Source organism: Streptomyces sp. NRRL F-525, from assembly GCF_000716605.1.
Lineage (GTDB): Bacteria > Actinomycetota > Actinomycetes > Streptomycetales > Streptomycetaceae > Streptomyces.
In genome coordinates, this window is the sequence record NZ_JNXE01000065.1 from 1 (window position 1) to 21080 (window position 21080).

General features: G+C 70.3%; 23 protein-coding genes and 1 pseudogene. 5 read left to right on the plus strand and 19 right to left on the minus strand.

Annotated elements, in window-relative coordinates:
* Positions 1–122 precede the first annotated feature (122 nt).
* The 5 genes from OO69_RS46510 to OO69_RS46530 are packed head-to-tail and all read right to left on the minus strand — an operon-like array spanning position 123 to position 5775.
* Positions 123–1433 (minus strand): DUF58 domain-containing protein, encoded by a 1311-nt coding sequence (locus OO69_RS46510; RefSeq protein WP_033287095.1) that lies wholly within the window; start codon positions 1431–1433, stop codon positions 123–125.
* Positions 1433–2422 carry an AAA family ATPase gene (locus OO69_RS46515; protein ID WP_106971240.1) on the minus strand — a complete coding sequence of 330 codons (990 nt, stop codon included), beginning with the start codon at positions 2420–2422 and terminating at the stop codon, positions 1433–1435. The genes OO69_RS46510 and OO69_RS46515 overlap by 1 nt, the downstream gene beginning before the upstream one ends.
* Positions 2422–3615 carry a DUF4350 domain-containing protein gene (locus OO69_RS46520; RefSeq protein ID WP_033287097.1) on the minus strand — a complete coding sequence of 398 codons (1194 nt, stop codon included), beginning with the start codon at positions 3613–3615 and terminating at the stop codon, positions 2422–2424. The genes OO69_RS46515 and OO69_RS46520 overlap by 1 nt, the downstream gene beginning before the upstream one ends.
* A complete protein-coding gene (locus tag OO69_RS46525; RefSeq protein ID WP_078652897.1) occupies positions 3612–4397 on the minus strand; it encodes a DUF4129 domain-containing protein in 786 nt (261 codons plus the stop codon). The genes OO69_RS46520 and OO69_RS46525 overlap by 4 nt, the downstream gene beginning before the upstream one ends.
* A gap of 4 nt (positions 4398–4401) precedes the next feature.
* On the minus strand, positions 4402–5775 hold the full coding sequence (locus OO69_RS46530; RefSeq protein WP_033287098.1) for a DUF7544 domain-containing protein: 1374 nt from the start codon (positions 5773–5775) through the stop codon (positions 4402–4404).
* Between the two features lie 140 nt (positions 5776–5915).
* Between OO69_RS46530 and mtnA the strand changes: the two genes are divergently transcribed.
* Entirely contained in the window at positions 5916–7055 is a 1140-nt protein-coding gene (mtnA, locus tag OO69_RS46535) for an S-methyl-5-thioribose-1-phosphate isomerase (RefSeq protein WP_033287099.1), read from the plus strand.
* 91 nt (positions 7056–7146) lie between these two features.
* Here mtnA and OO69_RS46540 read toward each other — a convergent pair whose 3' ends face one another.
* The 14 genes from OO69_RS46540 to OO69_RS51065 form a co-directional block, all read right to left on the minus strand.
* The gene (locus OO69_RS46540) at positions 7147–8355 is read right to left on the minus strand and encodes a tyrosine-type recombinase/integrase (protein ID WP_033287100.1); all 1209 of its coding nucleotides are present in this window, start codon (positions 8353–8355) and stop codon (positions 7147–7149) included.
* Positions 8355–8543, minus strand: a complete 189-nt coding sequence (locus OO69_RS46545; protein WP_033287101.1) for a helix-turn-helix domain-containing protein — start codon at positions 8541–8543, stop codon at positions 8355–8357. The genes OO69_RS46540 and OO69_RS46545 overlap by 1 nt, the downstream gene beginning before the upstream one ends.
* Positions 8540–9964 carry a replication initiator protein RepSA gene (repSA, locus tag OO69_RS46550; RefSeq protein WP_033287102.1) on the minus strand — a complete coding sequence of 475 codons (1425 nt, stop codon included), beginning with the start codon at positions 9962–9964 and terminating at the stop codon, positions 8540–8542. Before repSA ends, OO69_RS46545 begins: the two co-directional genes overlap by 4 nt.
* 4 nt (positions 9965–9968) lie before the next feature.
* The gene (locus OO69_RS46555) at positions 9969–10178 is read right to left on the minus strand and encodes a hypothetical protein (RefSeq protein ID WP_033287103.1); all 210 of its coding nucleotides are present in this window, start codon (positions 10176–10178) and stop codon (positions 9969–9971) included.
* Between the two features lie 5 nt (positions 10179–10183).
* Positions 10184–10366 carry a hypothetical protein gene (locus tag OO69_RS46560; RefSeq protein WP_033287104.1) on the minus strand — a complete coding sequence of 61 codons (183 nt, stop codon included), beginning with the start codon at positions 10364–10366 and terminating at the stop codon, positions 10184–10186.
* 94 nt (positions 10367–10460) lie between these two features.
* Positions 10461–10772 carry a hypothetical protein gene (locus OO69_RS46565; protein ID WP_033287105.1) on the minus strand — a complete coding sequence of 104 codons (312 nt, stop codon included), beginning with the start codon at positions 10770–10772 and terminating at the stop codon, positions 10461–10463.
* Positions 10773–10795: 23 nt separating this feature from the next.
* Positions 10796–10951, minus strand: a complete 156-nt coding sequence (locus OO69_RS52770) for a hypothetical protein (protein WP_199811167.1) — start codon at positions 10949–10951, stop codon at positions 10796–10798.
* Positions 10952–10966: 15 nt separating this feature from the next.
* A complete protein-coding gene (locus tag OO69_RS46570) occupies positions 10967–11155 on the minus strand; it encodes a mobile element transfer protein (RefSeq protein ID WP_033287106.1) in 189 nt (62 codons plus the stop codon).
* A 19-nt stretch (positions 11156–11174) separates the two neighbouring features.
* A complete protein-coding gene (locus OO69_RS46575; RefSeq protein WP_033287107.1) occupies positions 11175–11831 on the minus strand; it encodes a DUF2637 domain-containing protein in 657 nt (218 codons plus the stop codon).
* A gap of 76 nt (positions 11832–11907) precedes the next feature.
* Positions 11908–12081 (minus strand): hypothetical protein, encoded by a 174-nt coding sequence (locus OO69_RS52775; RefSeq protein WP_199811168.1) that lies wholly within the window; start codon positions 12079–12081, stop codon positions 11908–11910.
* An 85-nt stretch (positions 12082–12166) separates the two neighbouring features.
* Positions 12167–13489, minus strand: a complete 1323-nt coding sequence (locus OO69_RS46580) for an FtsK/SpoIIIE domain-containing protein (RefSeq protein WP_033287108.1) — start codon at positions 13487–13489, stop codon at positions 12167–12169.
* A 2-nt stretch (positions 13490–13491) separates the two neighbouring features.
* Positions 13492–13821, minus strand: coding sequence for a hypothetical protein (locus tag OO69_RS46585; RefSeq protein WP_033287109.1), 330 nt, complete (start codon positions 13819–13821; stop codon positions 13492–13494).
* 166 nt (positions 13822–13987) lie between these two features.
* The gene (locus OO69_RS46590; RefSeq protein ID WP_033287110.1) at positions 13988–14758 is read right to left on the minus strand and encodes a GntR family transcriptional regulator; all 771 of its coding nucleotides are present in this window, start codon (positions 14756–14758) and stop codon (positions 13988–13990) included.
* Between the two features lie 55 nt (positions 14759–14813).
* Positions 14814–15233, minus strand: a complete 420-nt coding sequence (locus OO69_RS51065) for a TIGR03668 family PPOX class F420-dependent oxidoreductase (protein WP_078652898.1) — start codon at positions 15231–15233, stop codon at positions 14814–14816.
* Between the two features lie 644 nt (positions 15234–15877).
* On the opposite strand from OO69_RS51065, the gene mtrA reads away from it, so the two are divergent.
* The 4 genes and pseudogenes from mtrA to OO69_RS46610 all read left to right on the plus strand — a co-directional run.
* On the plus strand, positions 15878–16567 hold the full coding sequence (gene mtrA / locus OO69_RS46595) for a two-component system response regulator MtrA (RefSeq protein ID WP_187284748.1): 690 nt from the start codon (positions 15878–15880) through the stop codon (positions 16565–16567).
* 1 nt (position 16568) lies between these two features.
* Entirely contained in the window at positions 16569–18653 is a 2085-nt protein-coding gene (gene mtrB / locus OO69_RS46600; RefSeq protein WP_078652899.1) for an MtrAB system histidine kinase MtrB, read from the plus strand.
* Complete coding sequence (locus OO69_RS46605; protein ID WP_033287111.1) at positions 18643–20475, plus strand: LpqB family beta-propeller domain-containing protein; 1833 nt, start codon at positions 18643–18645, stop codon at positions 20473–20475. The genes mtrB and OO69_RS46605 overlap by 11 nt, the downstream gene beginning before the upstream one ends.
* 230 nt (positions 20476–20705) lie before the next feature.
* Positions 20706–21080, plus strand: a pseudogene (locus tag OO69_RS46610) (ComF family protein); the annotation flags it as partial.

Here is a 21080-nt window from a genome sequence, read left to right on the forward strand (position 1 = left end):
GTACTGCAGGGGGGACCCTGTGGGAGAGTAGGACGCCGCCGAACAAATATTGCGAAAACCCCCGTACCGTTAATTCGGTACGGGGGTTTTCTGCGTTTAAGGGCCCTGCAGGGCCCGCTGTCTTACAGACGGCCTGCGCTTTTGAGAGCCAGATATGCGTCCGCGAGTGCCGGCGCGAGATCGTCCGGTGTCGCGTCGACGATGGTGACGCCGGCTCGGCGGAGTTTTTCCGCGGTGCGGTCGCGTTCGGTCTGGGCGCGTGCCGCGGCCGCCGCCTCGTAGACCGCCTCTGTGTTTCCACGGGCCGTGGCCATGCGGGCGATGTGCGGGTCTGCCACGGAAGCCACCAGAACCGTATGGCGCTGGGTGAGTTGGGTGAGGACGGGGAGCAGGCCCTCTTCGACCGGGGCCGTGTCGAGGCTTGTCAGCAGGACGATCAGGGAGCGGCGGGGGGCCGTGCGAATCGCGGTGGCTGCCAGGGCTCGGGCGTCTGTTTCGACGAGTTCGGGCTCGAGTGTTGCCATCGCGTTGACCAGTGACGGGAGTACGTCACGGGCCGTGCGGCCCTGGACGAGGGCGCGGACCCGGCGGTCGTAGGCGAGGAGGTCCACGCGGTCGCCGGCGCGGGACGCCAAGGCTGCGAGGAGCAGGGCGGCGTCCATGGAGGCGTCGAGGCGGGGGGCGTCGCCGACGCGGCCGGCTGAGGTGCGGCCGGTGTCGAGGACCAGGAGGATGTGGCGGTCTCGTTCGGGGCGCCAGGTGCGTACCGCGACCGTCGTTTGGCGGGCGGTGGCGCGCCAGTCGATGGAGCGGGTGTCGTCACCGGGGACGTATTCGCGCAGGCTGTCGAACTCCGTGCCTTCGCCGCGGGTCAGGACGCTGGTGCGGCCGTCGAGTTCGCGCAGGCGGGCGAGCTTTGACGGGAGGTGCTTGCGGCTGGTGAACGGGGGCAGGACGCGGACCGCCCAGGGGACCGTGTGGGTGCCCTGGCGGGTGAGGAGGCCGAGGGGGCCGTAGGAACGGATTGTCACTCGGTCTGCGTGGCGGTCGCCGCGGCGGGTGGGGCGTAGGCGGGTGGTGAGGCGGCGGCGTTCGCCGGGTGGGACCGTCAGGCGGTGGCGGGAGGCGTCGAATTCGGTGCCGGGGAGCCAACTGCTGGGGGGCCAGGCGTCGCGGATGCGGGCGCGGAGTGGGCGGCGGGACGGGTTGGTGACCGTCAGGGTGACGTCGGCGGTTTCGCCCAGGCGTACGGAGGTGTCGCCCGAGCGGGTGAGGCTCAGGTGGCGGACCGGGGCGGCCAGGGCGAAGTCGCAGGCGCAGGCCACCGCCAGGGGGGCGTTGACGGCGAGGATGCCCGTCCAGCTGGGTTCCCAGATGCCTACGGGGAGGGAGCCCAGGGCTGCGAGGAGGGCGGCGCGTCCGGTGAGGGCCATCAGCGGGGGACCGGGACGTGGGCGAGGATCGCGTTGATCACGGAGTCCGCTGTCACGCCCTCCATCTCGGCCTCGGGGCGCAGTTGTACGCGGTGGCGGAGGGTGGGGAGCGCGAGGGCCTTCACGTCGTCCGGGATGACGTAGTCGCGGCCCGTGAGCCACGCCCACGCGCGCGAGGTGGCCAGGAGGGCGGTGGCGCCGCGCGGGGACACACCGAGGGTGAGGGACGGCGATTCGCGGGTGGCGCGGCAGATGTCGACTACGTAGGCGGTGATTTCGGGGGAGATCGTCGTCTTGGCGACGGCCGCGCGGGCTGCTTCGAGGTCGGCCGGGCCGGCGACGGGGCGCAGGCCGGCGGCGTGCAGGTCGCGCGGGTTGAAGCCCTCGGCGTGGCGGGTGAGGACGTCGATCTCGTCCTGGCGGGAGGGGAGAGGGATCGTCAGTTTGAGGAGGAAGCGGTCGAGTTGGGCCTCGGGGAGGGGATACGTGCCCTCGTACTCGACGGGGTTCTGCGTCGCGGCGACCAGGAACGGGTCGGGGAGCGGGCGCGGGGTGCCGTCGACCGTGACCTGGCGTTCCTCCATGGCCTCCAGGAGGGACGACTGGGTCTTCGGAGGGGTGCGGTTGATCTCGTCCGCGAGGAGCAGGTTGGTGAAGACCGGGCCGGGCTGGAAGCGGAACTCGGCGGAGCGGGTGTCGTAGACCAGGGAGCCGGTGACGTCGCTCGGCATCAGGTCCGGGGTGAACTGGATGCGCTTGGTGTCGAGTTCGAGCGCGGATGCGAGGGCGCGGACGAGCAACGTTTTGGCGACCCCAGGGACTCCTTCTAGGAGAACGTGTCCGCGGCAGAGGAGGGCGACGACGAGGCCGGTCACGGCGGGGTCCTGGCCGACCACGGCTTTGGCGATCTCGGCTCGCAGGGATTCGAGGGAGGCCCGGGCGGCGTCCGGATTCCCCGTGGTCCCGGCGTTGTCAGTGGTCGGGTCCATCATGAACGGCGTACCTCTCTTTCGAGGGCGTCGAGTTGGTCGGCAAGTGCGATGAGGGCCGCGTCGTCGCTGGGCGGCGGGCCGAAGAGGAGGGCGTGCAGGGTCTGTCCGTCGCCGTGGAGGTGGGCGGAGAGCGCGGGGAGCAGGGCTTCGGGCGCGTGCGCCTGGGAGACGGGGACGCCTACGAGGGGGGCGAGACGGGTGCGGGTGGTGGAGCGCAGGGCGTTGGCCGCGCGGTCGCGGGCGTTTGCCTTGCGGTAGAGACGGGCGCGGCCTTCGACGGTCTCGGAGGCGCGGATCGCCACGGGGAGTTTCTCGGGCACCAGGGGGCCCAGTCGGCGTGCCCGCCACAGGGCGGCCACGGCTGCGGCGATGAACAGTTGCAGGGTGCCCCAGAGCCAGCCCGAGGGGAGCAGGTCGAAGAAGCTCTGGCTGCCGGAGTCGGTGGCCGAGGTGTCGGACAGCGAGGGGAGGTACCAGACCAGATGAGGGCGGGAGCCGAGGAGTTGGAGGGCGAGCGAGGCGTTGCCCTGCTTGTCGAGACGCTTGTTGAAGAGGATGTCGGGGGAGCCGATGACGACGGTGTCGCCGCTCCCGGAGGCGTCCGACAGCCGGAGCAGAGTCGGCCGGCCGTCGTTGGGGTAGCACTCGTCGGCGTCGGCAGCGGTGGTCGTGTACCGGTAGTCGCCGGTCTCCGCGTCGCCCGCGCGCTGGGCGGCGGGCAGGGAGCAGCCGGGGGACAGCAGGGTGTCGAAACTGGTTCCGGCGTCCGCGGTGACCTCGGGGGCGAGTCGGGGCAGGGACGCGGGACCGGGGGCCACGAGGACCGTACGGCTGCCGGAGTCGGCGAACGCCGTGTGCAGGGCGGACTGCTGACGCTCGGTCAGCAGGTCGGGGACGGCGACCAGGAGGGTGGTGTCCGGGCCGGCCGCGGCGCGGGCCTGCGCGAGGGTGGTGACCACGCGCGTGGACACGCCTCGGTCGCCGAGGAGTTCGGCGACGGCGCGGCTGCCGTAGGGGTCGGCGGAGCGCGGGTCGAGGTCGCCGTGCCGTTCGTCGGAGCGGACCGCGGCGATCGCGACGGCGGCGGCCAGGAGGATCACGAGCGCGAGGAGGATGCCCCGCGCGCGGGTCCACACCTGGCGGGCGGTCGGCGAGGCCGAGGTGGCGGGAAGCGTGGCCTCCGCGGTCATTCGGCGGCCCCCTGGCTGGTCTGGTGGGCCGTGCTGTGGGCGCTGCTCGTGAGGACGGGCTTGGTGCGCTCCAGGTCGCGGTCGAGTTCGGCGATGCGGCGGTATGACTGCTCGCTCGCGCCGCGTCCGCCGTACGTCACGTCGTCGAAGTGCGCGGCGGCGGCGCGGAGTTCGACGGTGTGCGAGGGCAGGGCGCGGCCGGCTTCCGCGACGGCTTCGTCGGCTGTGCGGCCGGGGCGGGCGTCGAGCAGGGCCCGCTCCTCCAGGGCGCGGACGATGGCACGCATGCGTTCCTGCACGGCGGGGTTCCAGTGTCCCTGGGCTGCGTGTGCCTCGGCGGCCGCGCGGTGTTCGGCGGCGCTGCGAGGGCCGTCCTCGAACAGGGCGGCGGCGGAGACGGGTTGGCGGCGGGGGGTGCCGAGGCGCCACCACAAGGCTGCCCCGACCGCGACGACGGCAAGGATGACGACGACCAGGCCGAGCGTGCCGCCGGGGGCCGCTTCCGACGCCCTGCTGAACAGTTTGTCGATCCAGTGCGAGACGGCGTCCAGGGCCCGCTGCACCAGGCTGGGATCGTTCTCGTGGTACATCTGCTTGGACAGTTCACGCCGGGCCGCCTCCCGCGCGGGGTCGCGCGGGATCGTCACCGGCGGCTCGTCGCCCGAGAGGGCTGATGACCGTACGACTGTGCCGTGGGCGCGTAGCAGTGCCCCCGCGGCCGATTCGGCGGCACGCGGCAGCGCCGTGGGTACCGCTGTGAGAACTCCCCCCGCCAGGCTCACCGCATCAGCTCCCCGGAGTGGGGCCGGGGGCGGCGGTGCCCTGGTCCTGGACGCCCGCGGCGCGGGCCAGGTCGAGGTCGAGGGCCTCGCGGCGGATGCGCTGGTCGATGTACAGGAGCACGGTGACGCCCGCCGTGATCGGGAACGCGATCATGCGGCCGATCACCGAGCCGAGGCCGCTGATGATGAGGAACGTCCAGCCGAGGCCGCCGGTGCCGTCGACGAGGCCGCTGATGCCGTCGCCGCTGAACAGGCCGGCGATGAAGGCGAACGGGATGACGAGGATGGACGACAGGATGCTCGCGATGATCTGGGCGAGCAGCTGGATGCCGAAGATGCGCCACCAGGAGCCGCGCACCAGCTTCGCGGAGCGGGTCATCGACTTGATGATGCCCTGCTTCTCGAGCATGAGTGCGGGCGAAGCCAGGGAGAAGCGGATCGCCAGCCACAGGGTGACGACGCAGCCGGCGAGGCCACCGAGGACGGCGAGGGCGATGCCCCCGTCCTGCGACCCGGTGACGGCCACGATGATGCCGGGCACGGTGGGGACGCCGATCAGGACGACGGCCATGAGGATCAGCAGGCAGATCAGGCCGAACAGCTTGAGCACCTGGGGGCGGGCGTCGCGCCAGGCCTCTCCGGCGGTGACCGGCTTGCCGAGCACGGCACGGCTGGTGACCGAGGTGAGCAGGGCGGTGGCGACGACGGTGCCGATGAGGACGACCAGGTAGACGACGCCGGTGCTGAGGAAGGCCTCGCTCATGGCGCGGGTGACTTCGGAGGCGCTGGCGTTCGGGTCGTCGAGGGCGTTGGTGCTGGCGAGGTCGTTGAAGGCGAAGCCCTGGACGAGGACGACGATGGTCTGCATGACGACGGCGACGCTGAGCGAGACGCCCAGGACCGTGCGCCAGTAGGTGCGCATGGTGGAGACGGCGCCGTCGAGGATCTCGCCCACGCCGAGCGGGCGGAGCGGGATGACACCGGGCTTGGCCGCGGGCGGGGGGCCGCCCCAGCCGGTTCCCCAGCCGCCGGGAGCGCCGTTGCCGCCGGGACCGCCGTACCCTCCGTAGCCGCCGTATCCCCCAGGGCCTCCGGGGCCGGCCGGGCCGCCGGGGTGGCCGCCGCCCCAGCCCGGGCCCGGCGGTGGGGGCGGGGGTGCCTGGCCCTGGCCGGGGGCGCCGGTGGGCGCGGACCACTGGGCGGGTGGCGGCTGCTCCTTGGACCACTGCGGGCCGGGGCCCGACGGGTCCGTGCCCTGCTGGTCCGCGGGCTGGGCAGGGCCGGGGCCGTCGGTCGGCTCGGCGGTACCGGACGCGCCGGGCTCGGGCCCGTCGGGCGGGGCGGATCCGGGCGAGGCCCAGCCCGGAGTGTCGTTCATCGTCGCTCCTTCACGGTGCCCGTCCGCGGGCGCGGCGGCAGGTTGGCAGCCATCGTGCCATGGGGTGGTCGAGCGGTGACCGGCCGCGGTATGGGCTGCACACCTTCAATTGTCCGCCGGATACGGGGCAGACTGACCGCATGGCTGATCAGTACGTGCAATCCGGCGAGGACGGCCGGTCGACCGAGATACCCGCGATCCGTTGGGACGAACCCCCCGAGGGCCCTGTGCTGGTCCTTCTCGACCAGACGAGACTGCCGGCCGAGGAGGTCGAGCTGGTGTGCACGGACGCGTCCGCGCTGGTGGACGCGATCCGTTCGTTGGCGGTGCGCGGGGCACCGCTGCTCGGCATCGCGGGGGCGTACGGCGTCGCGCTCGCCGCCGCGAGGGGCTTCGACGTGGACGAGGCCGCGATCGCGCTGGCGGGCGCCCGGCCCACCGCGGTGAACCTCTCCGTCGGCGTACGCAGGGCCCAGGCCGCGCACCGGGCCGCGCTCGCCGAGGGAGGCGGTGCCGAGCGGGCGGCCGCGGCCGCGTTGGCGGCGGCCAGGCGGTTGCACCGGGAGGACGCCGAGGCCAGCGCGCGGATGGCCGCGCACGGGCTGGCCCTGCTGGACGAGCTGCTGCCCGGCGGCGGGCACCGGATTCTGACCCACTGCAACACCGGGGCGCTGGTGTCGGGCGGTGAGGGCACGGCCTTCGCGGTGGCGCTCGCGGCGCACCGGGACGGGCGGCTGAGGCGGCTGTGGGTGGACGAAACGCGTCCGTTGCTGCAAGGTGCTCGCCTGACGGCGTATGAGGCGGCACGCAACGGAATGGCGTACACCTTGCTCACGGACAACGCGGCGGGCTCTTTGTTCGCGGCCGGGGAGGTGGACGCGGTACTGATCGGGGCGGACCGGATCGCCGCCGACGGTTCGGTGGCGAACAAGGTGGGGAGCTATCCGCTCGCCGTGCTCGCCCGGTACCACCATGTGCCGTTCATCGTGGTGGCGCCGGTGACGACGGTGGATATGGACACGCCGGACGGGGCGTCCATCGAGGTGGAGCAGCGCCCCGGCTTCGAAGTGACGGAGATCACGTCACCCCAAGTGACGGTGTCGGGAGCGGGAGGCGGGATTCCGGTGGCACCGCTGGGGACGCAGGCGTACAACCCGGCGTTCGACGTGACGCCTCCCGAGCTGGTGACGGCGATCGTCACCGAAGAAGGCGCTGTTTCGCCCGTGACGGCGGAGGCGCTGGCAGAGCTGTGTGACAGGTCACGACAGGTAACGATTTAGTTAATGGGATGATGTCGCGTTGATCGACGACAACGGCCCCTCCACCTGCGCCGATTCGCAGGCCGAGGGGCCGTGACATCCAACGACTACATCAACAGACTTCGGAATCCGGCCGGTTGGCCTCCAACTGGCGGATGCGCGCCGGCTGTTGCAGCAGCCTGTTGAGCTGGCCTACCGCCTCGACCACGTCGGGGTCGAGTGCCTCAGCGTAGATGTCGAGCGTCGTCGCGATCCGGCTGTGCCGCAAGACCGCCTTGATGATCCTCGGGTGCACCCGGAGGTGTACCAGGAGCGTGCCGCAGGACTTGCGGAGCCCCTTAGGGCTCATCTTCCCGAGATCGGCAAGCCTGAGGATGCGTTGCATGATCAGGTAAAGCGACGCTGCCAGGAGCGGGCGACCGGTACGGGTGATGAACACGTGCTTCTCTGGATCCTCGTACCAAGGGCGCCCCTTGCTGATCGCCCTTTCGTGCAGCCACGCGGTACGCATCCGAGTCCAGCGCAACGGCGCGATGCACTGTGCCGGCAGCGGCAACGGAGCCTTCGAGGTGTCGGTCTTGAGTTCCACGTCGATAGTGCCGGCGCTCGTACGCTGCCGCTGTTGTTCCACCCAGAGAACCCGGTTGTCCAGGTCGATGTTCTCCCACCGGAGTCCGCACAACTCGGCACGCCGCAGCCCGAGTAGGCACATGAGCAGGAACGCCGGGTAGTACTCGCTCAGCCGCCGAGCCGCAGCGAGGAAGCGAAGCACCGTCACGGCATCCCAGCTCTTCCCGCTATCCGTAGTCGCCCGTACGTGTACGAGCTTGGCCACGTTCCTCGTGAGCCCGATGTCCTCCAGCATCGCGGCCGTCAGCGCCGCTGAGAGCACCCGGAGACAGTGCTTCGCGGTCTTGGCTCCCTTGTCCTCCGCGAGCCGCTGTACGGCGCCGCGCAGTTCCTTGATGCCCAGCTTCAGCATGACCTTGGAGCCCAGACGCGGACGCAGATGGTTGCGCACCGCAGTTTCGTACGTGCGGTAGCTCCCCGCCGAGAGATTGGGCTTCACGATCACCTCAAGCCAGTAGTCGAACCACTGACCCAACGTCATGTCCCGCGTCGGGGTGGGGATACCGCCGGAGGCACGGTCGAGCAGCTCACGCCGCTTCTGATCGCACTCGTCGTACGTCTTGCCGTACGCGTACTTCCGTTTCGTCGTGCCGTCTGGCTGAGGGACGTACACCGCTGCCTGGTACCGGCCATCAGCCCGCTTGGTGACCGTGCCCGAACCGTTGGGGTTGCGCTTGCGCTGACGAGGCATCAGTTCACCTCATCAAGCCGTGCGCGGATGTAGTCCTGAAGCGCACTTTCGGGAACACGGCGGCAGTGCCCCTCCTTGAACGAGGCCAGCCGCTTCGCGCGGATCAGGTCGTAGACCTTCGAGCGGCTGTACTTCAGCCGCGCCATGACCTCCGGCACGGTCAACAGCTCTGGCGCTGCGGTGGTCATGCGGCCACTCCTTCCAGGGCGAGCAGGGCGGGTAGTTCCTCGCGTGCGGTCTCGCGGTTGAGTTGGATGTCCCGGCGGATGTTGGCGGCGAGCCAGGATTCGCCGGGGGTGTAGCCGTGGCCTGCGTAGGTCCAGTGCGCAAGGGTGAGCGTGGTTGCCTCCGGGTTGTCGTCGGGGTCGGGCAGGCCGAGGGCTTCGCGGTGTTGGGCTGCGCGGTAGTCGGCGCGGACCTGTCGCAGGGCGCCCAAGGTGGTCGAGTAGCTGCGGGACTTGGTCGAGAAGTGGCCCCGGAAGCCGAGCATGTGAGCCCAGTCCCGGAGCTTGCGGTCCGGGTAGAGAGCGTGCAGGTCGAGGCAGGCCTCAATGAGCCGGCGGGGGTGGTCGGGCACGCCGAGCAGCACGAGGGCTTCCTTGTTGCCGATCCGGCGGTCGACCGTGCCCGTGGTCTCCGCTGCTTTGGTGGCGTACTTGGCGACGTAGGAGGCGACCGCCTGTTCGGTGATCTCTTCGCCGTGGCCGAAGGCGCCGATCGGCTGCACGTCGAGCTGAGTGCCCCAGCTCAGCGTGCGGGCCGGCTCCGTGCGGGCGGGCTGGTCGGGGTCCGGCTGGTACCGGGCCGGGTCGACGTCGACTGCGACGCGGGCGGCAGCGGCACGGATCGCCTCGTCGAGCAGGTCGAGGGTGGCCCAGGCTGGCGGGGGGCTGTCGGGCCCGTCCGGCCCGTCGAAGCGGATCACGGCGTGGAAGTGGACGGCACCGCGCTTTTGGTATTCGGCGACCTTGCCGAAGGCGACCCGGGATTGTTCGCGGGCGTCCTTCTGGGTGAGGCCGGCCCGCTTGGCGATCTCGCGGCGCAGGTAGATCGTGAAGTAGCGCCACAGGTCGGAGGCGTGGTTGTTCCACAGCACCGCTCCCGCGTAGTCATACGTGTCCGGGTCGAGCGGGGTCCCGAGTTCGGGCGCGTCCTCACCATGGCGTTGCCCGCAGCGGCAGGGCCGATTGCCGGGGCGGTTGTGGACCGGCCCGAACGAGGGCGCGGTGAGGGTGGCGAAGACGCGGGGGTGGTCGCGAATCGTGTGCGGGGTGCCCTTGGCGGGGTCTCCGACGAGCCCGGCGCGGATGAGGTGGTAGGTGTCCCCCGCGTACGTCCAGGCGCAGGCCGGGCAGCGCGAGGCACGGCGGTTACCGCACGCGATCCGGAGCATGCCGCCGGGCTCGTTCTCGGTCGTGTAGGCGTACAGCACGGTCTTCGTGGTCGGGTCGATGGTCTTCGTGGCGCCGGCGAGGCGGATCGGGTCGGAGCAGCCTCCGGTGCGGCGGATCTGGTCTTGCCAGCGGTCGAAGTCAGCCGAACCGGCCACCCTCAGCACGTCGCCGAGGGTGGCCGGGTCGAGACCCGCCAAGGTGGCGGTGTCAGTCACGCGATCACCGCTCCTTCCGGTGAGCGGTGCCGTGGTGGGCGCTGTAGTCCTCGACCAGCGCCTTGACGTCGGTGTCGCCGTTGGCGTGGTCCTCAGCACCGCAGCCGCCGCATACGTAGTCGCCCTGCGAGCGGGTGTACTGGGTACCGCCACGGACGCGCAGGCCGGGCTCTTCCTCGGTGGGCCTGAGGTCAGCGGGAAGCTTGCGGAACATGGCGGTCACCTCCCGGCGCGGACGAGGGCGGCGGCGGGGACGGTGTGACCGGTGCCCTTGCAGGCCTTGCAGATGACGCGGAGGGTGACGCGGGTGCCGTCGTGGTGGCGGGTGCCGGTGGTGATGGCGGCGGTGGCGAAGCCGTCGCAGTCCGGGCAGAGGGGCGTGTTCGGGGCGTGCTGGTGCATGATTGGGGCGTCCCTTTCGGGTCCGTTGGATCAGGAATGGGTGAGGCGCCCGGAGCGGCGGAAGTTTGGCGACCGAGGCCGCTCCGGGGGCCGGTTAACGCTGGTTGTTGAGGTCCTTCAGCAGCGAGCGCAGGACGACCGCGACCACGGCGACGGACATGCCCGTGATGGCGACCGCGAGCAGCAGCGAGACCAGGACCGCGCCGACGACGAGGACCACGGCGCCGCCGCCGGCCGCGAGGGCGAGCGCGCTGCCCGGGGTGAGCTGCACGGTCGGACGGTTCGAGACCGGGGCGACGGGAGCCGGGGCCTGCGGGGCGGGTACCGGGGCGCCGGCGGTCGGCACGTAGACGACCGGGGCCGGGGCGGGGGCGGTGTCCTGCGGCGGGTACTTCGGGGTGAACACGGTTGATCTCCCTTCGGGTCGGGTTACTTGAGGACGGTGGCGATGGCGGGGGCGAGGACGCTGCCGGCGATGAGGTAGCCACCGAGCAGGAGCACGATCACCAGCCACACGGGCGGGCGGATGAGCTTGATGCCGAGCCATCCGACGACGAGCAGGGCGAACCAGAGCGGAACAGCCATGACGTGATCTCCCTTTCAGGCCTGGCAGCGGTGGGTGTGGGCGGCGAGTTCGGCGGCGGCACGGTCGTGGTAGTCGCTGGAGAACCCGCAGTCCGGCGCCGTGCAGGCCGTCGCGTGCTTCTCGCGACCCCGGTCGTCGTTGTAGGTGGCGACCTGGACGGGTCCGACACGGATCACGTGGCGGAAGCGGTGCTGTGCGCTCACGGGTCAACTTCCTTTCATTTCAGGTGAGTTGGAGTTGCGCGGCGATCGCTGCGGTCATCGGTGCGGGCAGTTGGAGCCGGGTCGACAGGACGTCGGCCGGCATCGGCGATCCGGTCGAGGCCTGGTGGGCTTCGGCGATCTTCCGGGCGTGGTCGAGGAGCGCGACCGGAACCACGGGCCCGGGGGCCGTAGCCGGTTCAGGTGCGGCGGTGAGTTCCGGCGCCGGGTCGACCGCAGGGGCAGGCTCGTCGGCACGGTGCATCTCGACTTCCGGCGCGGTCACTTCGTCCACAGGCTGTGCGGGAACGAGCGCAGCGGTAGGCGAGTGGACCAGGAGGGTTCCGCCCAGGAACGCGAGGGCGGGCCAGCCGGCGACGAGGATGCGCAACCAAGCAGGAACGTGTTCGAGGTCGAGGAGTCCGGCGGTGGCGACGTTCGCACCGAGCGAGGCGGACAGGGCGATCACGAACCAGGTCCAGGCAGCGCGGTCGCGGCGAGCCGTCCGCAGTCGGCGCCAGGCGGCGACCATCAGCAGGTCGACCGAGACCGGGTAGGCCCAGGCCTTCCAACCGGACTGGTGAGCCGCTTCCGCCAGGTCGTGCAGATGGGCGAACGAGAGGGCGCCGGCGATGACGGCTTGGATCAGGACTGCGTCCAGACGGACCGAGCGGGCCATGAACGGCACCTCCCTTCAGGAGAGTTGGGCCAGGAGCGGGCGGGGAAGCGAACTCCAGCCGCCCGACCCCGACAGGTCATTCGGCGGGGGCTTCGCCACTGCCCAGGCAGTTGAGGCAGAAGCCGGTTTGCTTGCCGACCGCGCGGCGCTTGCGGCCGACCTGGACGGTGCGGGAGACCTCTCCGGTGCCGTGGCAGACCGGGCAGTCCTTCGCGTCGGTCTCGCGGGCGGCGGTGTCGGATGCGGGCATGAGCTGCGCTCCTTCCGGTTTTCGGCATGGCGGGGGTAGGGACCTGGCGCGAAGCGGTCGCGCCAACCGATGGAGCAGAGGGGGGTTAGGGCTTGATCAGCAACGGGGTGCCGACGAGGGGCGAGGACGCGGCGGGGGCGAAGGGCCGAAGGAACGGAAGGTCGGGCACCAGGTGGTCGAAGTCCCGGCAGACGGCGGCGACTTCCTCGCGGGAGATCTCGGGTGTGCGGATCAGAGACCAGCCGCCATCCGCATCGGTGGCGACGGCGGTACCAGCGCGGCTCGCAGGGATCACGCAGGCTGCCGGCACGGCGGTCGGGGCGACGTCCTTCAGCCCCATCTCGGCCGTTTCCTTGTCGTTGACCCGGTGCACGACCCGCCCGGTGAGCTGAGCGCGCAGCATGGTCGCGCCCTTGCCCAGGTCGGAGCCGAAGCGCTGCCCGCAGATCTCCAAGTAGATGCCTACCGAACGGGCCATCTGCGCCAGCCGGATCAACGCCGTGACGATCCGCGTGCGGCGGTCCTCATCCTCCTTGCGGGAGATCAGGAAGAGTTCGGCGATCTCGTCGACCAGCACCACGATCGGTGCCGGCCGCAGGTCTGCGGGCAGTTGCCAGACGTCCGAGGCGCCGTACAGGTGCAGCAGATCGAAGCGGTCTTCCATCTCCGTGACCAGCACATCCGCCAGCGAGGCGGCATCGTCCGGGTTGGTCGCGAGGGCCGACAGACGCGGCGCGAACACGGACTGTTCCACCCCGCGCTTGCAGTCCATGCCCACCAGCGCCACCGGCAGTTGAGCCAGGCCCTTGATCAGGTTGCGCTGATACGTGGACTTCCCCGAGTTGTTCGCGCCCAGGGTCAGCGCCATGGGGACCTTGCGGTAGTCCCGCTCGAACACGGTCCCGTCATCCCGCAGCGCCACCGGCACCACCAGGCCGTGAGGCTGTGTCTTGCGCGGCATCCGCACCCGGCGCAACACGTCGTAGCCGGTCATCCGCAGTTCCACGAACCCCGGCTTCGTCACCGCCACCCGCACCGCGTGCACACCCCAGGCATGCCGCAGCCGCTCCGTGGAGGCGATCACGTCGGCAGGCTCCAGGCCCGCCGGAAGACGCAGGGTCACCCGCAGTCCGGTCATGGTCCCCCGCACGCGGCGGATCTTCGGCGGAACCGGCTGCACCTGCCGGCGGGCGACGTTGCGTGCCATGAACGCCCGCAGGCCGGACGGCTGGACCGTCAACCCGCACACGTCCATCGTCGAGCGGTACGTCACCGTGAAGCGGCCCCACGTGGCGGGCAGACCGACCAGCGACCAGTACGCGCGAGGAGCGCGGTACTTCGCGTAGCCGACACCACCGGCAGCCGCTATGGCGCCCGTGGTCTCCAGCCACATCGTCGCGTCGGCCATGATCAGGCCCCCAGCGGGGTGACCGCGACCGCGCTGAACGCGATGCCCGAACGCTTCTCACCCTTGATCACGTTGTCCCAGTCACGCGCCTTCAGGCCGTGGACCTGAACCGGCATGCCCGGCGCGAGACCCTCCGGGTAGCCGTCCTCGGGGATCGAGACCTTCAGGAGGTTGCCCTCCCCCTCGTCCGAGACCAGCAGACCCACGGTCGACATGGCCCGACCTTCCTGGTTCACGGCCCGCTCACCGGTCGCGAAGTTCTTCACCTTCGGCTCGGGCGCAGTCGCCACGAACACCATGGCGGTCGAAACGTCAATCTTGAACGACGGCATACGTCACTCCCTTGTACGGCGGAAGAGTCCAAGCCTCTTCGCTCCCGGCAGCTTGTATATCCAAGCTGTGTCATCACCGTAGGACCCTCAACTTGGATATGCAAGTGGGTAGTTAAAAAAAGAGGACCCGAAGGCCCTCTAGGTGAGATCCACGCAGGCCGATGCGTCAGGGCACGTCGATCACGTACCGGAAGACGTGTCGATCACACGGGACGCGCGAATCGAGCACTTCGACCACCTGACCTGCGGCGGTGTGTGCGGTCCGGAAGACGCGAGCCAGCGGTACGCCCGGCGGGATGCTCAGCGCGTCGATCTCGGCCGGACTCGGCATGCCGATCTCAAGGTCTTCGACGAACTGGACGATCCGCTGCTTCACCGGCCCCTGGGGATCTTCGATCAGCCGACTCACCCCGCCACGGATCCGGCGCGGCTCTTCAACCTCCGTGCCGCCGAACAGTGCGGCGGGGTAGTACCCGTCAACGAGCTGCATCGGTGCGTCGTTCACGAAGAACGCGCGCCGGCGGACGATGACAGATGTGCCCTCTTCCACCCCGAGTCGTGACGCGATTTCGGGGGGAGCTGGCAGCGTCCGAACCTCCAGGATTCGCTGCTCGGGGCGGAGGCCTTGGGCGGCAGCTTCGGCGTTGAAGTTGCTGACGCCTGTCTGTCGACGCTCCCTGAAGTTCGCCCCCGTGGTGAGCATCTGGACGTTCGGGCGGGGGCGAACGAACACTCCGCGCCCCTGTTCGCTGATCAGCAAGCCGTCGGCTTTGAGCAGTGCCAGGGCCTTGCGTACCGTGACGCGCGTCGTGTCGTACTGATCCTTGAGCTCATTCTCTGAGCGCAGTTTCTCGCCCGGAGGCAGGTCTCCGGAAAGAATCAATGCGCGAAGCTCGTCCGCAATCCTCCTGTACGTAGGAAGATCTTTCTCGGGCATTTAGGTCACCTCGACTTGGCTATGCAAGCTAGCCTACGCGACCGCACCGACAGCGTCACTCAGTGAACGCCCACCCGCTCCAGTGCTCAACACGAACGATCACAACGGGCCCTTCAGGAGGGTGATCACGGTACTGCTCGTATTTGTCTTGCAGCAGCTCAACGGCCTTGAGGCGATCGTCGCCGCTATCCCAGACCTCCGCTCGGCCGTCGCCCCTTGACCACCAGAGGGTGGACCAATCGGATGCGTAGTGATCGACGAGAACCGAGACCCGTGGGTTCTCCCGAATGTTCCGAAGCCGACGAAGGTTCCATGAGCTTTTGGGCTTGTGATCAATCGCGAAGTACACAGCGTCATCGCTGACCGCGAACGTGATCGGCACAAGGTGAGGAACGTTGTCGGCGCCAACGGTCGCTAGACGCGCGACCGGCGACGTAGCAAACCTTGCGCGGGCGTCAGCAGAAGCAAGCCTCATGAACCCACCGTATCCACGAGGGCAGCCGGCGACACCGAAGCCCACTCGACCGCCTCATGCTCCAAGCCGACAAGTTTGAGTTGTTACAGGTTTCTCTACCTCATCAAGTGCCCGCGCAAGCGCGGGCTGGCCCCTGGGCTCCGGCCCCTCTGCGCCTGCGGCGCCGGGGCCAAGCCCTGGGGCCGCAGCAAGTTACGGCCCCGAGTAGAGACCTGGACATGCAGTAGCCACGGCCAGAACATGCCTCCGGCGGGGGATCAGCCGGCACCGGGGTGGAGGGGGCGCCGTGCGCGGCTGCGGGCCCGTAGGGGTGTGCGTGGGGTGCTTCCATCCCGACCACCATCGACCCAGGCAGAGCCGAGCAGACGCGGCCCCTGGCGTCCAGGTCGTTCGTACAGTGGCGCGCTCCACCTGGACGCCAGGAACCACGCCCGCTCCACGGTGTGTGGGTCGACGGCGGACGGGATGGAAGCTGGGGCGAGTGGTGGGCAGGGGAGAGTAGGTAGAGCATCGGCGGGGAGCCTGACATCCGTCACTGACATCAACGAGCAGGGACGAGGGCAGACAGTGACACTCGGGTACGACTATCGTCACGGGGCAGTGACCATGCTCACCTGCAACACCTTCACTGTTACGAGAATGGGATGATGTCGTTTATGAAGGGACGAGTCCTTGTCGTCGATGACGACACCGCACTGGCCGAGATGCTCGGCATTGTGTTGCGTGGTGAAGGTTTTGAGCCGTCTTTCGTAGCCGACGGCGACAAGGCGCTGGCCGCTTTCCGTGAGAGCAAGCCCGACCTGGTGCTCCTGGACCTGATGCTGCCCGGACGGGACGGTATCGAGGTGTGCCGCCTGATCAGGGCGGAGTCCGGGGTGCCGATCGTGATGCTCACGGCGAAGAGCGACACCGTCGATGTCGTGGTGGGCCTGGAGTCCGGCGCTGACGACTACATCGTGAAGCCGTTCAAGCCGAAGGAACTGGTCGCCCGGATCCGGGCGCGGCTGCGGAGGTCGGAGGAGCCGGCGCCCGAGCAGCTCGCCATAGGCGATCTGGTCATCGACGTGGCCGGTCACTCCGTGAAGCGGGACGGGCAGTCGATCGCCCTGACCCCGCTGGAGTTCGACCTGCTGGTCGCGCTGGCCCGCAAGCCGTGGCAGGTGTTCACGCGTGAGGTGCTCCTGGAGCAGGTCTGGGGCTACCGGCACGCGGCGGACACCCGGCTGGTGAACGTGCACGTCCAGCGGCTGCGTTCCAAGGTCGAGAAGGACCCGGAGCGGCCCGAGATCGTGGTGACCGTCCGCGGGGTCGGTTACAAGGCGGGACCGAGCTGACATGTCCAGGGACAGTGCCGCTTCGGCGCCCGGGGGGTCCGGGGCTCGTGCGGGGCGGCCTGTCGGCCGGACGGCGGCGGGCTCCCGCTGGGGACGCCTGTGGGAGGGCGTGCTGCTGCAGGGCGGGGTCCAGGGCAGCCCGGTCCTCCGCCTGTTCATGCGCTGGGTGCGCAGGCCGCTGCTGCCGGTCATGCGGCTGTGGCGGCGCAACATCCAGCTCAAGGTCGTCGTCACGACCCTGCTGATGTCCCTGGGCGTCGTCCTCCTGCTGGGCTTCGTCGTCATCGGCCAGGTGCGCAACGGCCTGCTGGACGCCAAGGTGAAGGCCTCGCAGAGCCAGGCCACGGGCGGTTTCGCCGTGGCCAAGCAGCGGGCCGACGAGGCGGGCAGCGGTGCCGCCGCCGACGGTTCCACGACCGACGACGGTTCCTCCCAGAACGTCATCTCCTGGATGAGCGACCTCGTGTCGTCGCTGTCCAGCGGCGGCCAGGGCGCCTTCGACGTGGTGACACTGCCCGCGGGCATGGACAGCGGCAGCGGACGCAGCCCGCGAGGCTCCGGGTACGTCGACCCGTCCGCGAGCGTGCCCGAGGACCTGCGCGCGCGGGTCAACGACCGTACGACGGCGGCCCAGAGCTACACCCGCATCATCTACAGCAACGGCAAGGAGTCCCAGCCGGCGCTGGTCGTGGGCAAGCAGGTCAACGACCCGAACGGCGACCCCTACCAGCTGTACTACCTCTTCCCGCTCACCCAGGAGGAGAAGTCGCTCAGCCTGGTCAAGGGGACCCTTGCCACGGCCGGGCTCTTCGTTGTCGTCCTCCTGGGGGCCATCGCCTGGCTCGTCGTGCGTCAGGTCGTCACGCCGGTCCGGATGGCAGCCGGGATCGCCGAGCGGCTGTCCGCCGGGCGCCTACAGGAGCGCATGAAGGTCACCGGTGAGGATGACATCGCGCGGCTCGGCGAGGCCTTCAACAAGATGGCGCAGAACCTCCAGCTGAAGATCCAGCAGCTGGAGGACCTGTCGCGGATGCAGCGGCGGTTCGTCTCCGACGTGTCGCACGAGCTGCGGACGCCGCTGACGACCGTACGGATGGCGGCCGATGTCATCCATGACGCGCGCGTGGACTTCGATCCGATGACCGCGCGGTCGGCCGAACTGCTGGCCGACCAGCTGGACCGGTTCGAGACGCTGCTCGCGGACCTGCTGGAGATCAGCCGCTTCGACGCGGGCGCGGCGGCCCTGGAGGCCGAGCCGATAGACCTCAGAGAGGTCGTACGGCGGGTCCTCAGCGGCGCCGAGCCGCTCGCCGAGCGCAAGGGCACGCAGATACGCGTCGTCGGCGACCAGCAGCCCGTGGTGGCCGAGGCGGATGCCCGGCGGGTGGAGCGGGTGCTGCGCAATCTCGTCGTCAACGCCGTGGAGCACGGCGACGGCAAGGACGTCATAGTCAAGCTCGCCACCGCGGGCGGGGCGGTCGCCATCGCGGTGCGCGACTACGGGGTGGGGCTCAAGCCCGGTGAAGCGACCCGGGTGTTCAGCCGCTTCTGGCGGGCCGACCCGGCACGCGCGCGTACCACCGGCGGTACGGGGCTGGGGCTGTCCATCGCCCTGGAGGACGCGCGGCTGCACGGCGGCTGGCTGCAGGCGTGGGGGGAGCCGGGCGGCGGTTCGCAGTTCCGGCTGACGCTGCCGCGGACCGCGGACGAACCGCTACGGGGCTCGCCGATACCCCTGGAGCCCAAGGACTCACGCCGTAATCGTGGACTTAATGACGCCGGTCTGCCGAGCGGGGGCGGTGACAAGCGCGCGACGGTCCCGGTGCAGCCGATGGGCGACCAGGGATCGCCGATGTCCGCGCGGACCCCGATCGCCCCGAGGATGGGCGCCACGACCGCCACGGCGGACCCGACGGCGCTGCCCGGCAACGGCGCGCGCGTGGTGCCCCGGCCCACCGGCGGTACCCGGCGGCAGGAGGACCGGTCGTCCGCGGAACCGGCCCGGAGCGAAGCCACGGGCAGTACGGACCCGGCCGCCGTGCCGGAGGACGCGAACAAGCAGGGGGAGGCATCTCGTGGGCGCTGACCGCGCGGAGGGCGCCCGGCGGAGGCCGGCACGCGCGGCGGCGTACGTCGCGATGGGCGTCGTAGTGCTGGCGGGGTGCGCCTCGATGCCCGACAGCGGGGATCTGCGGGGGGTCGAGTCGACGCCCCGACAGGACACCCAGGTGCGCGTTTTCGCGATGCCGCCCCGGGAGGACGCGTCGCAGGGGGAGATCGTGCAGGGCTTCCTGGAGGCGCTGACCAGCGACGATCCGAACTACAAGACGGCGCGCATGTACCTGTCCGCGAAGGCCGCGCGGGACTGGCAGCCGGAGCTGTCCACCACGGTGCTCGCCGACGGGCCGAGCACCGAGCCCGTCCGTCCCCCCGTCGGCAGGGAGGACACCGGCACCTTCACGTACACCCTGACCGGCGACCGGGTCGCCACAGTGGACTCCCAGCAGGCGTACGCGCCGGCGGACGGGCAGTACAGCAAGGCCGTACACCTGACGAAGGACGCGAAGAGCGGCCAGTGGCGTATCGACGACCTGCCGCAGGGCGTCGTCATGGGCGAGTCGGACTTCCAGCGCAACTACATGTCGGTCAACAAGTACTACTTCGCGTCGAACACGTCGGCCGGGACGAGCTCCCAGCCGATCGCGGTCGCCGACCCCGTGTTCGTACGGCGGCGGGTGGACCCGATGACGCAGATGGTGCGGTCGCTCCTGAAGGGGCCCACCAGTTGGCTCGGGCCCGTGGTCAGATCGAGCTTCCCTACGGGGACGGCGTTGCGGAAGGGCGTCACCTCGTTGACGCCTGACGACCAGAACAAGCTGACGATCCCGTTGAACCAGAAGGCCTCGCGGGTCGGGACTGCCCGATGCGACGAGATGGCCACGCAGATCCTCTTCACACTCCGGACCATGACACCCACGGTGGACAAGGTCGAGCTCCAGGCCGCCGACGGCGCGCAGTTGTGCGTCTACAACGAGGGCAACGCGGACACCCTCGCGGCACACGGTGCCGTGAACCGGCCCGCGTACCTGTACTTCCTCGACGACAAGCACCGCGTGGTGCGGATGTCCAGCGCCGGCGCGCACGCCGATCCGGTGCCGGGCGCGCTGGGCGAGGGCGAGACGCAGCTGCGGTCGGTGGCGGTGTCGCGCGACGAGGAGACCGGGGCCGGGGTCGGCCTCGACGGGAAGTCGCTCTACGTCGGGTCGATGGTGTCCGGTGCTTCGCTCGGCGACCCCGTGCTGACCAGCCAGGGCAAGACGGAGGACGACCGGCTGACGGCTCCCAGCTGGGACGCGCAGGGCGACCTCTGGGTGGCCGACCGGGACCCGAAGAAGCCGCGGCTGCTCCTGCTGCAGAAGGGTGCGGGGCAGCCGATAGCGGTGGAGATGCCGGGGCTGGACGGCCGTATCGAGTCGGTGCGGGTGGCCGCCGACGGGGTGCGGATCGCGCTCGTCGTGGAGAAGAACGGCAAGCGGTCCCTGCTCGTCGGGCGGATCCAGCGGAGCGGGGCGGCGGGGGAGACACCGGTGATCTCGGTCCTCGAACTGCGGTCCGTCACCCCGGACCTGGAGGAGATCACGGCCATGTCGTGGGCCGGTGACAGCCGGCTCGTGGTGGTGGGGCGTGAGCACGAGGGCGTGGTGCAGATGCGGTACGTCCAGGTCGACGGCTCCACGCCGGAGGGCCCGGCGCCCGCGGCCCTGACCGGGGTGAAGGAGATCGCCGCGTCCGAGGACGACAAGCTGCCGCTGGTGGCCTACTCGGAGGACGGGATCGTCCGGCTGTCCAGCGGGGCGCAGTGGCAGAAGGTCGTCAAGACGGGGTCGGCGCCGGTCTATCCGGGGTGACGCGTTGACGCATCGGCGCGGCGGAGCAATGACGCGTCGGGGCATTGAGGTGGCGGACTGAAAGCGGCCGTCTCCGGTCGGGCTGAGGCTCGGTGGAGGCGGCCGTTCGTGTGTTCCGGGGTGGCCCTGCACTCGTGTGGGTGACGGCCGTTGACGGTTGCGCGGAGTTGTCCACAGGCCGTTGTCCACAGGGGTGGCCGGTCGGTCGGGGTGTTGGCACAGTGGTGGGCATGCCGGGCTGGTGGCGGGACCTCACGGATCTGGTGCTGCCGGCCGAGTGCGGAGGCTGCGGCAGGCCTCGCACGGTGCTCTGCCCGGAGTGCCGTGCCGCCCTTAACGGGGCCGTACCGAGCCGGGTGCGACCGATGCCCGAGCCGATGGGGTTGCCGGCGACGTACGCGGCAGCTCCTTACGCGGACGAGGTGCGGGCGGCGCTCCTCGCCCACAAGGAACGGGGTGCGCTGGGCCTTGCGGGGGCGTTGGGTGCGGCTCTGGCGGGGGCTGTGCGGGTGGGGCTTGGGGAGTGCGGAGTGGAGGGTTATGGGGGTGTGACGGGGCGGGATGGGGGCTTTCTGGGGCTGGACGGGGGTGTGGCGGGGCTGGGT

Bases quoted from the DNA above. Each gene is read 5' to 3' on its own strand.
- mtrA (WP_187284748.1), top strand. From the start codon at position 15,878: ATGATGTCGTTTATGAAGGGACGAGTCCTTGTCGTCGATGACGACACC.
- OO69_RS46520 (WP_033287097.1), bottom strand. From the start codon at position 3,615: ATGACCGCGGAGGCCACGCTTCCCGCCACCTCGGCCTCGCCGACCGCC.
- OO69_RS51065 (WP_078652898.1), bottom strand. From the start codon at position 15,233: ATGAGGCTTGCTTCTGCTGACGCCCGCGCAAGGTTTGCTACGTCGCCG.
- OO69_RS46555 (WP_033287103.1), bottom strand. From the start codon at position 10,178: ATGTTCCGCAAGCTTCCCGCTGACCTCAGGCCCACCGAGGAAGAGCCC.
- OO69_RS46515 (WP_106971240.1), bottom strand. From the start codon at position 2,422: ATGGACCCGACCACTGACAACGCCGGGACCACGGGGAATCCGGACGCC.
- OO69_RS52770 (WP_199811167.1), bottom strand. From the start codon at position 10,951: ATGGCTGTTCCGCTCTGGTTCGCCCTGCTCGTCGTCGGATGGCTCGGC.
- OO69_RS46540 (WP_033287100.1), bottom strand. From the start codon at position 8,355: ATGCCTCGTCAGCGCAAGCGCAACCCCAACGGTTCGGGCACGGTCACC.
- OO69_RS52775 (WP_199811168.1), bottom strand. From the start codon at position 12,081: ATGCCCGCATCCGACACCGCCGCCCGCGAGACCGACGCGAAGGACTGC.
- OO69_RS46580 (WP_033287108.1), bottom strand. From the start codon at position 13,489: ATGGCCGACGCGACGATGTGGCTGGAGACCACGGGCGCCATAGCGGCT.
- OO69_RS46575 (WP_033287107.1), bottom strand. From the start codon at position 11,831: ATGGCCCGCTCGGTCCGTCTGGACGCAGTCCTGATCCAAGCCGTCATC.
- OO69_RS46530 (WP_033287098.1), bottom strand. From the start codon at position 5,775: ATGAACGACACTCCGGGCTGGGCCTCGCCCGGATCCGCCCCGCCCGAC.
- mtrB (WP_078652899.1), top strand. From the start codon at position 16,569: ATGTCCAGGGACAGTGCCGCTTCGGCGCCCGGGGGGTCCGGGGCTCGT.
- OO69_RS46590 (WP_033287110.1), bottom strand. From the start codon at position 14,758: ATGCCCGAGAAAGATCTTCCTACGTACAGGAGGATTGCGGACGAGCTT.
- mtnA (WP_033287099.1), top strand. From the start codon at position 5,916: ATGGCTGATCAGTACGTGCAATCCGGCGAGGACGGCCGGTCGACCGAG.
- OO69_RS46545 (WP_033287101.1), bottom strand. From the start codon at position 8,543: ATGACCACCGCAGCGCCAGAGCTGTTGACCGTGCCGGAGGTCATGGCG.
- OO69_RS46560 (WP_033287104.1), bottom strand. From the start codon at position 10,366: ATGCACCAGCACGCCCCGAACACGCCCCTCTGCCCGGACTGCGACGGC.
- OO69_RS46510 (WP_033287095.1), bottom strand. From the start codon at position 1,433: ATGGCCCTCACCGGACGCGCCGCCCTCCTCGCAGCCCTGGGCTCCCTC.
- OO69_RS46585 (WP_033287109.1), bottom strand. From the start codon at position 13,821: ATGCCGTCGTTCAAGATTGACGTTTCGACCGCCATGGTGTTCGTGGCG.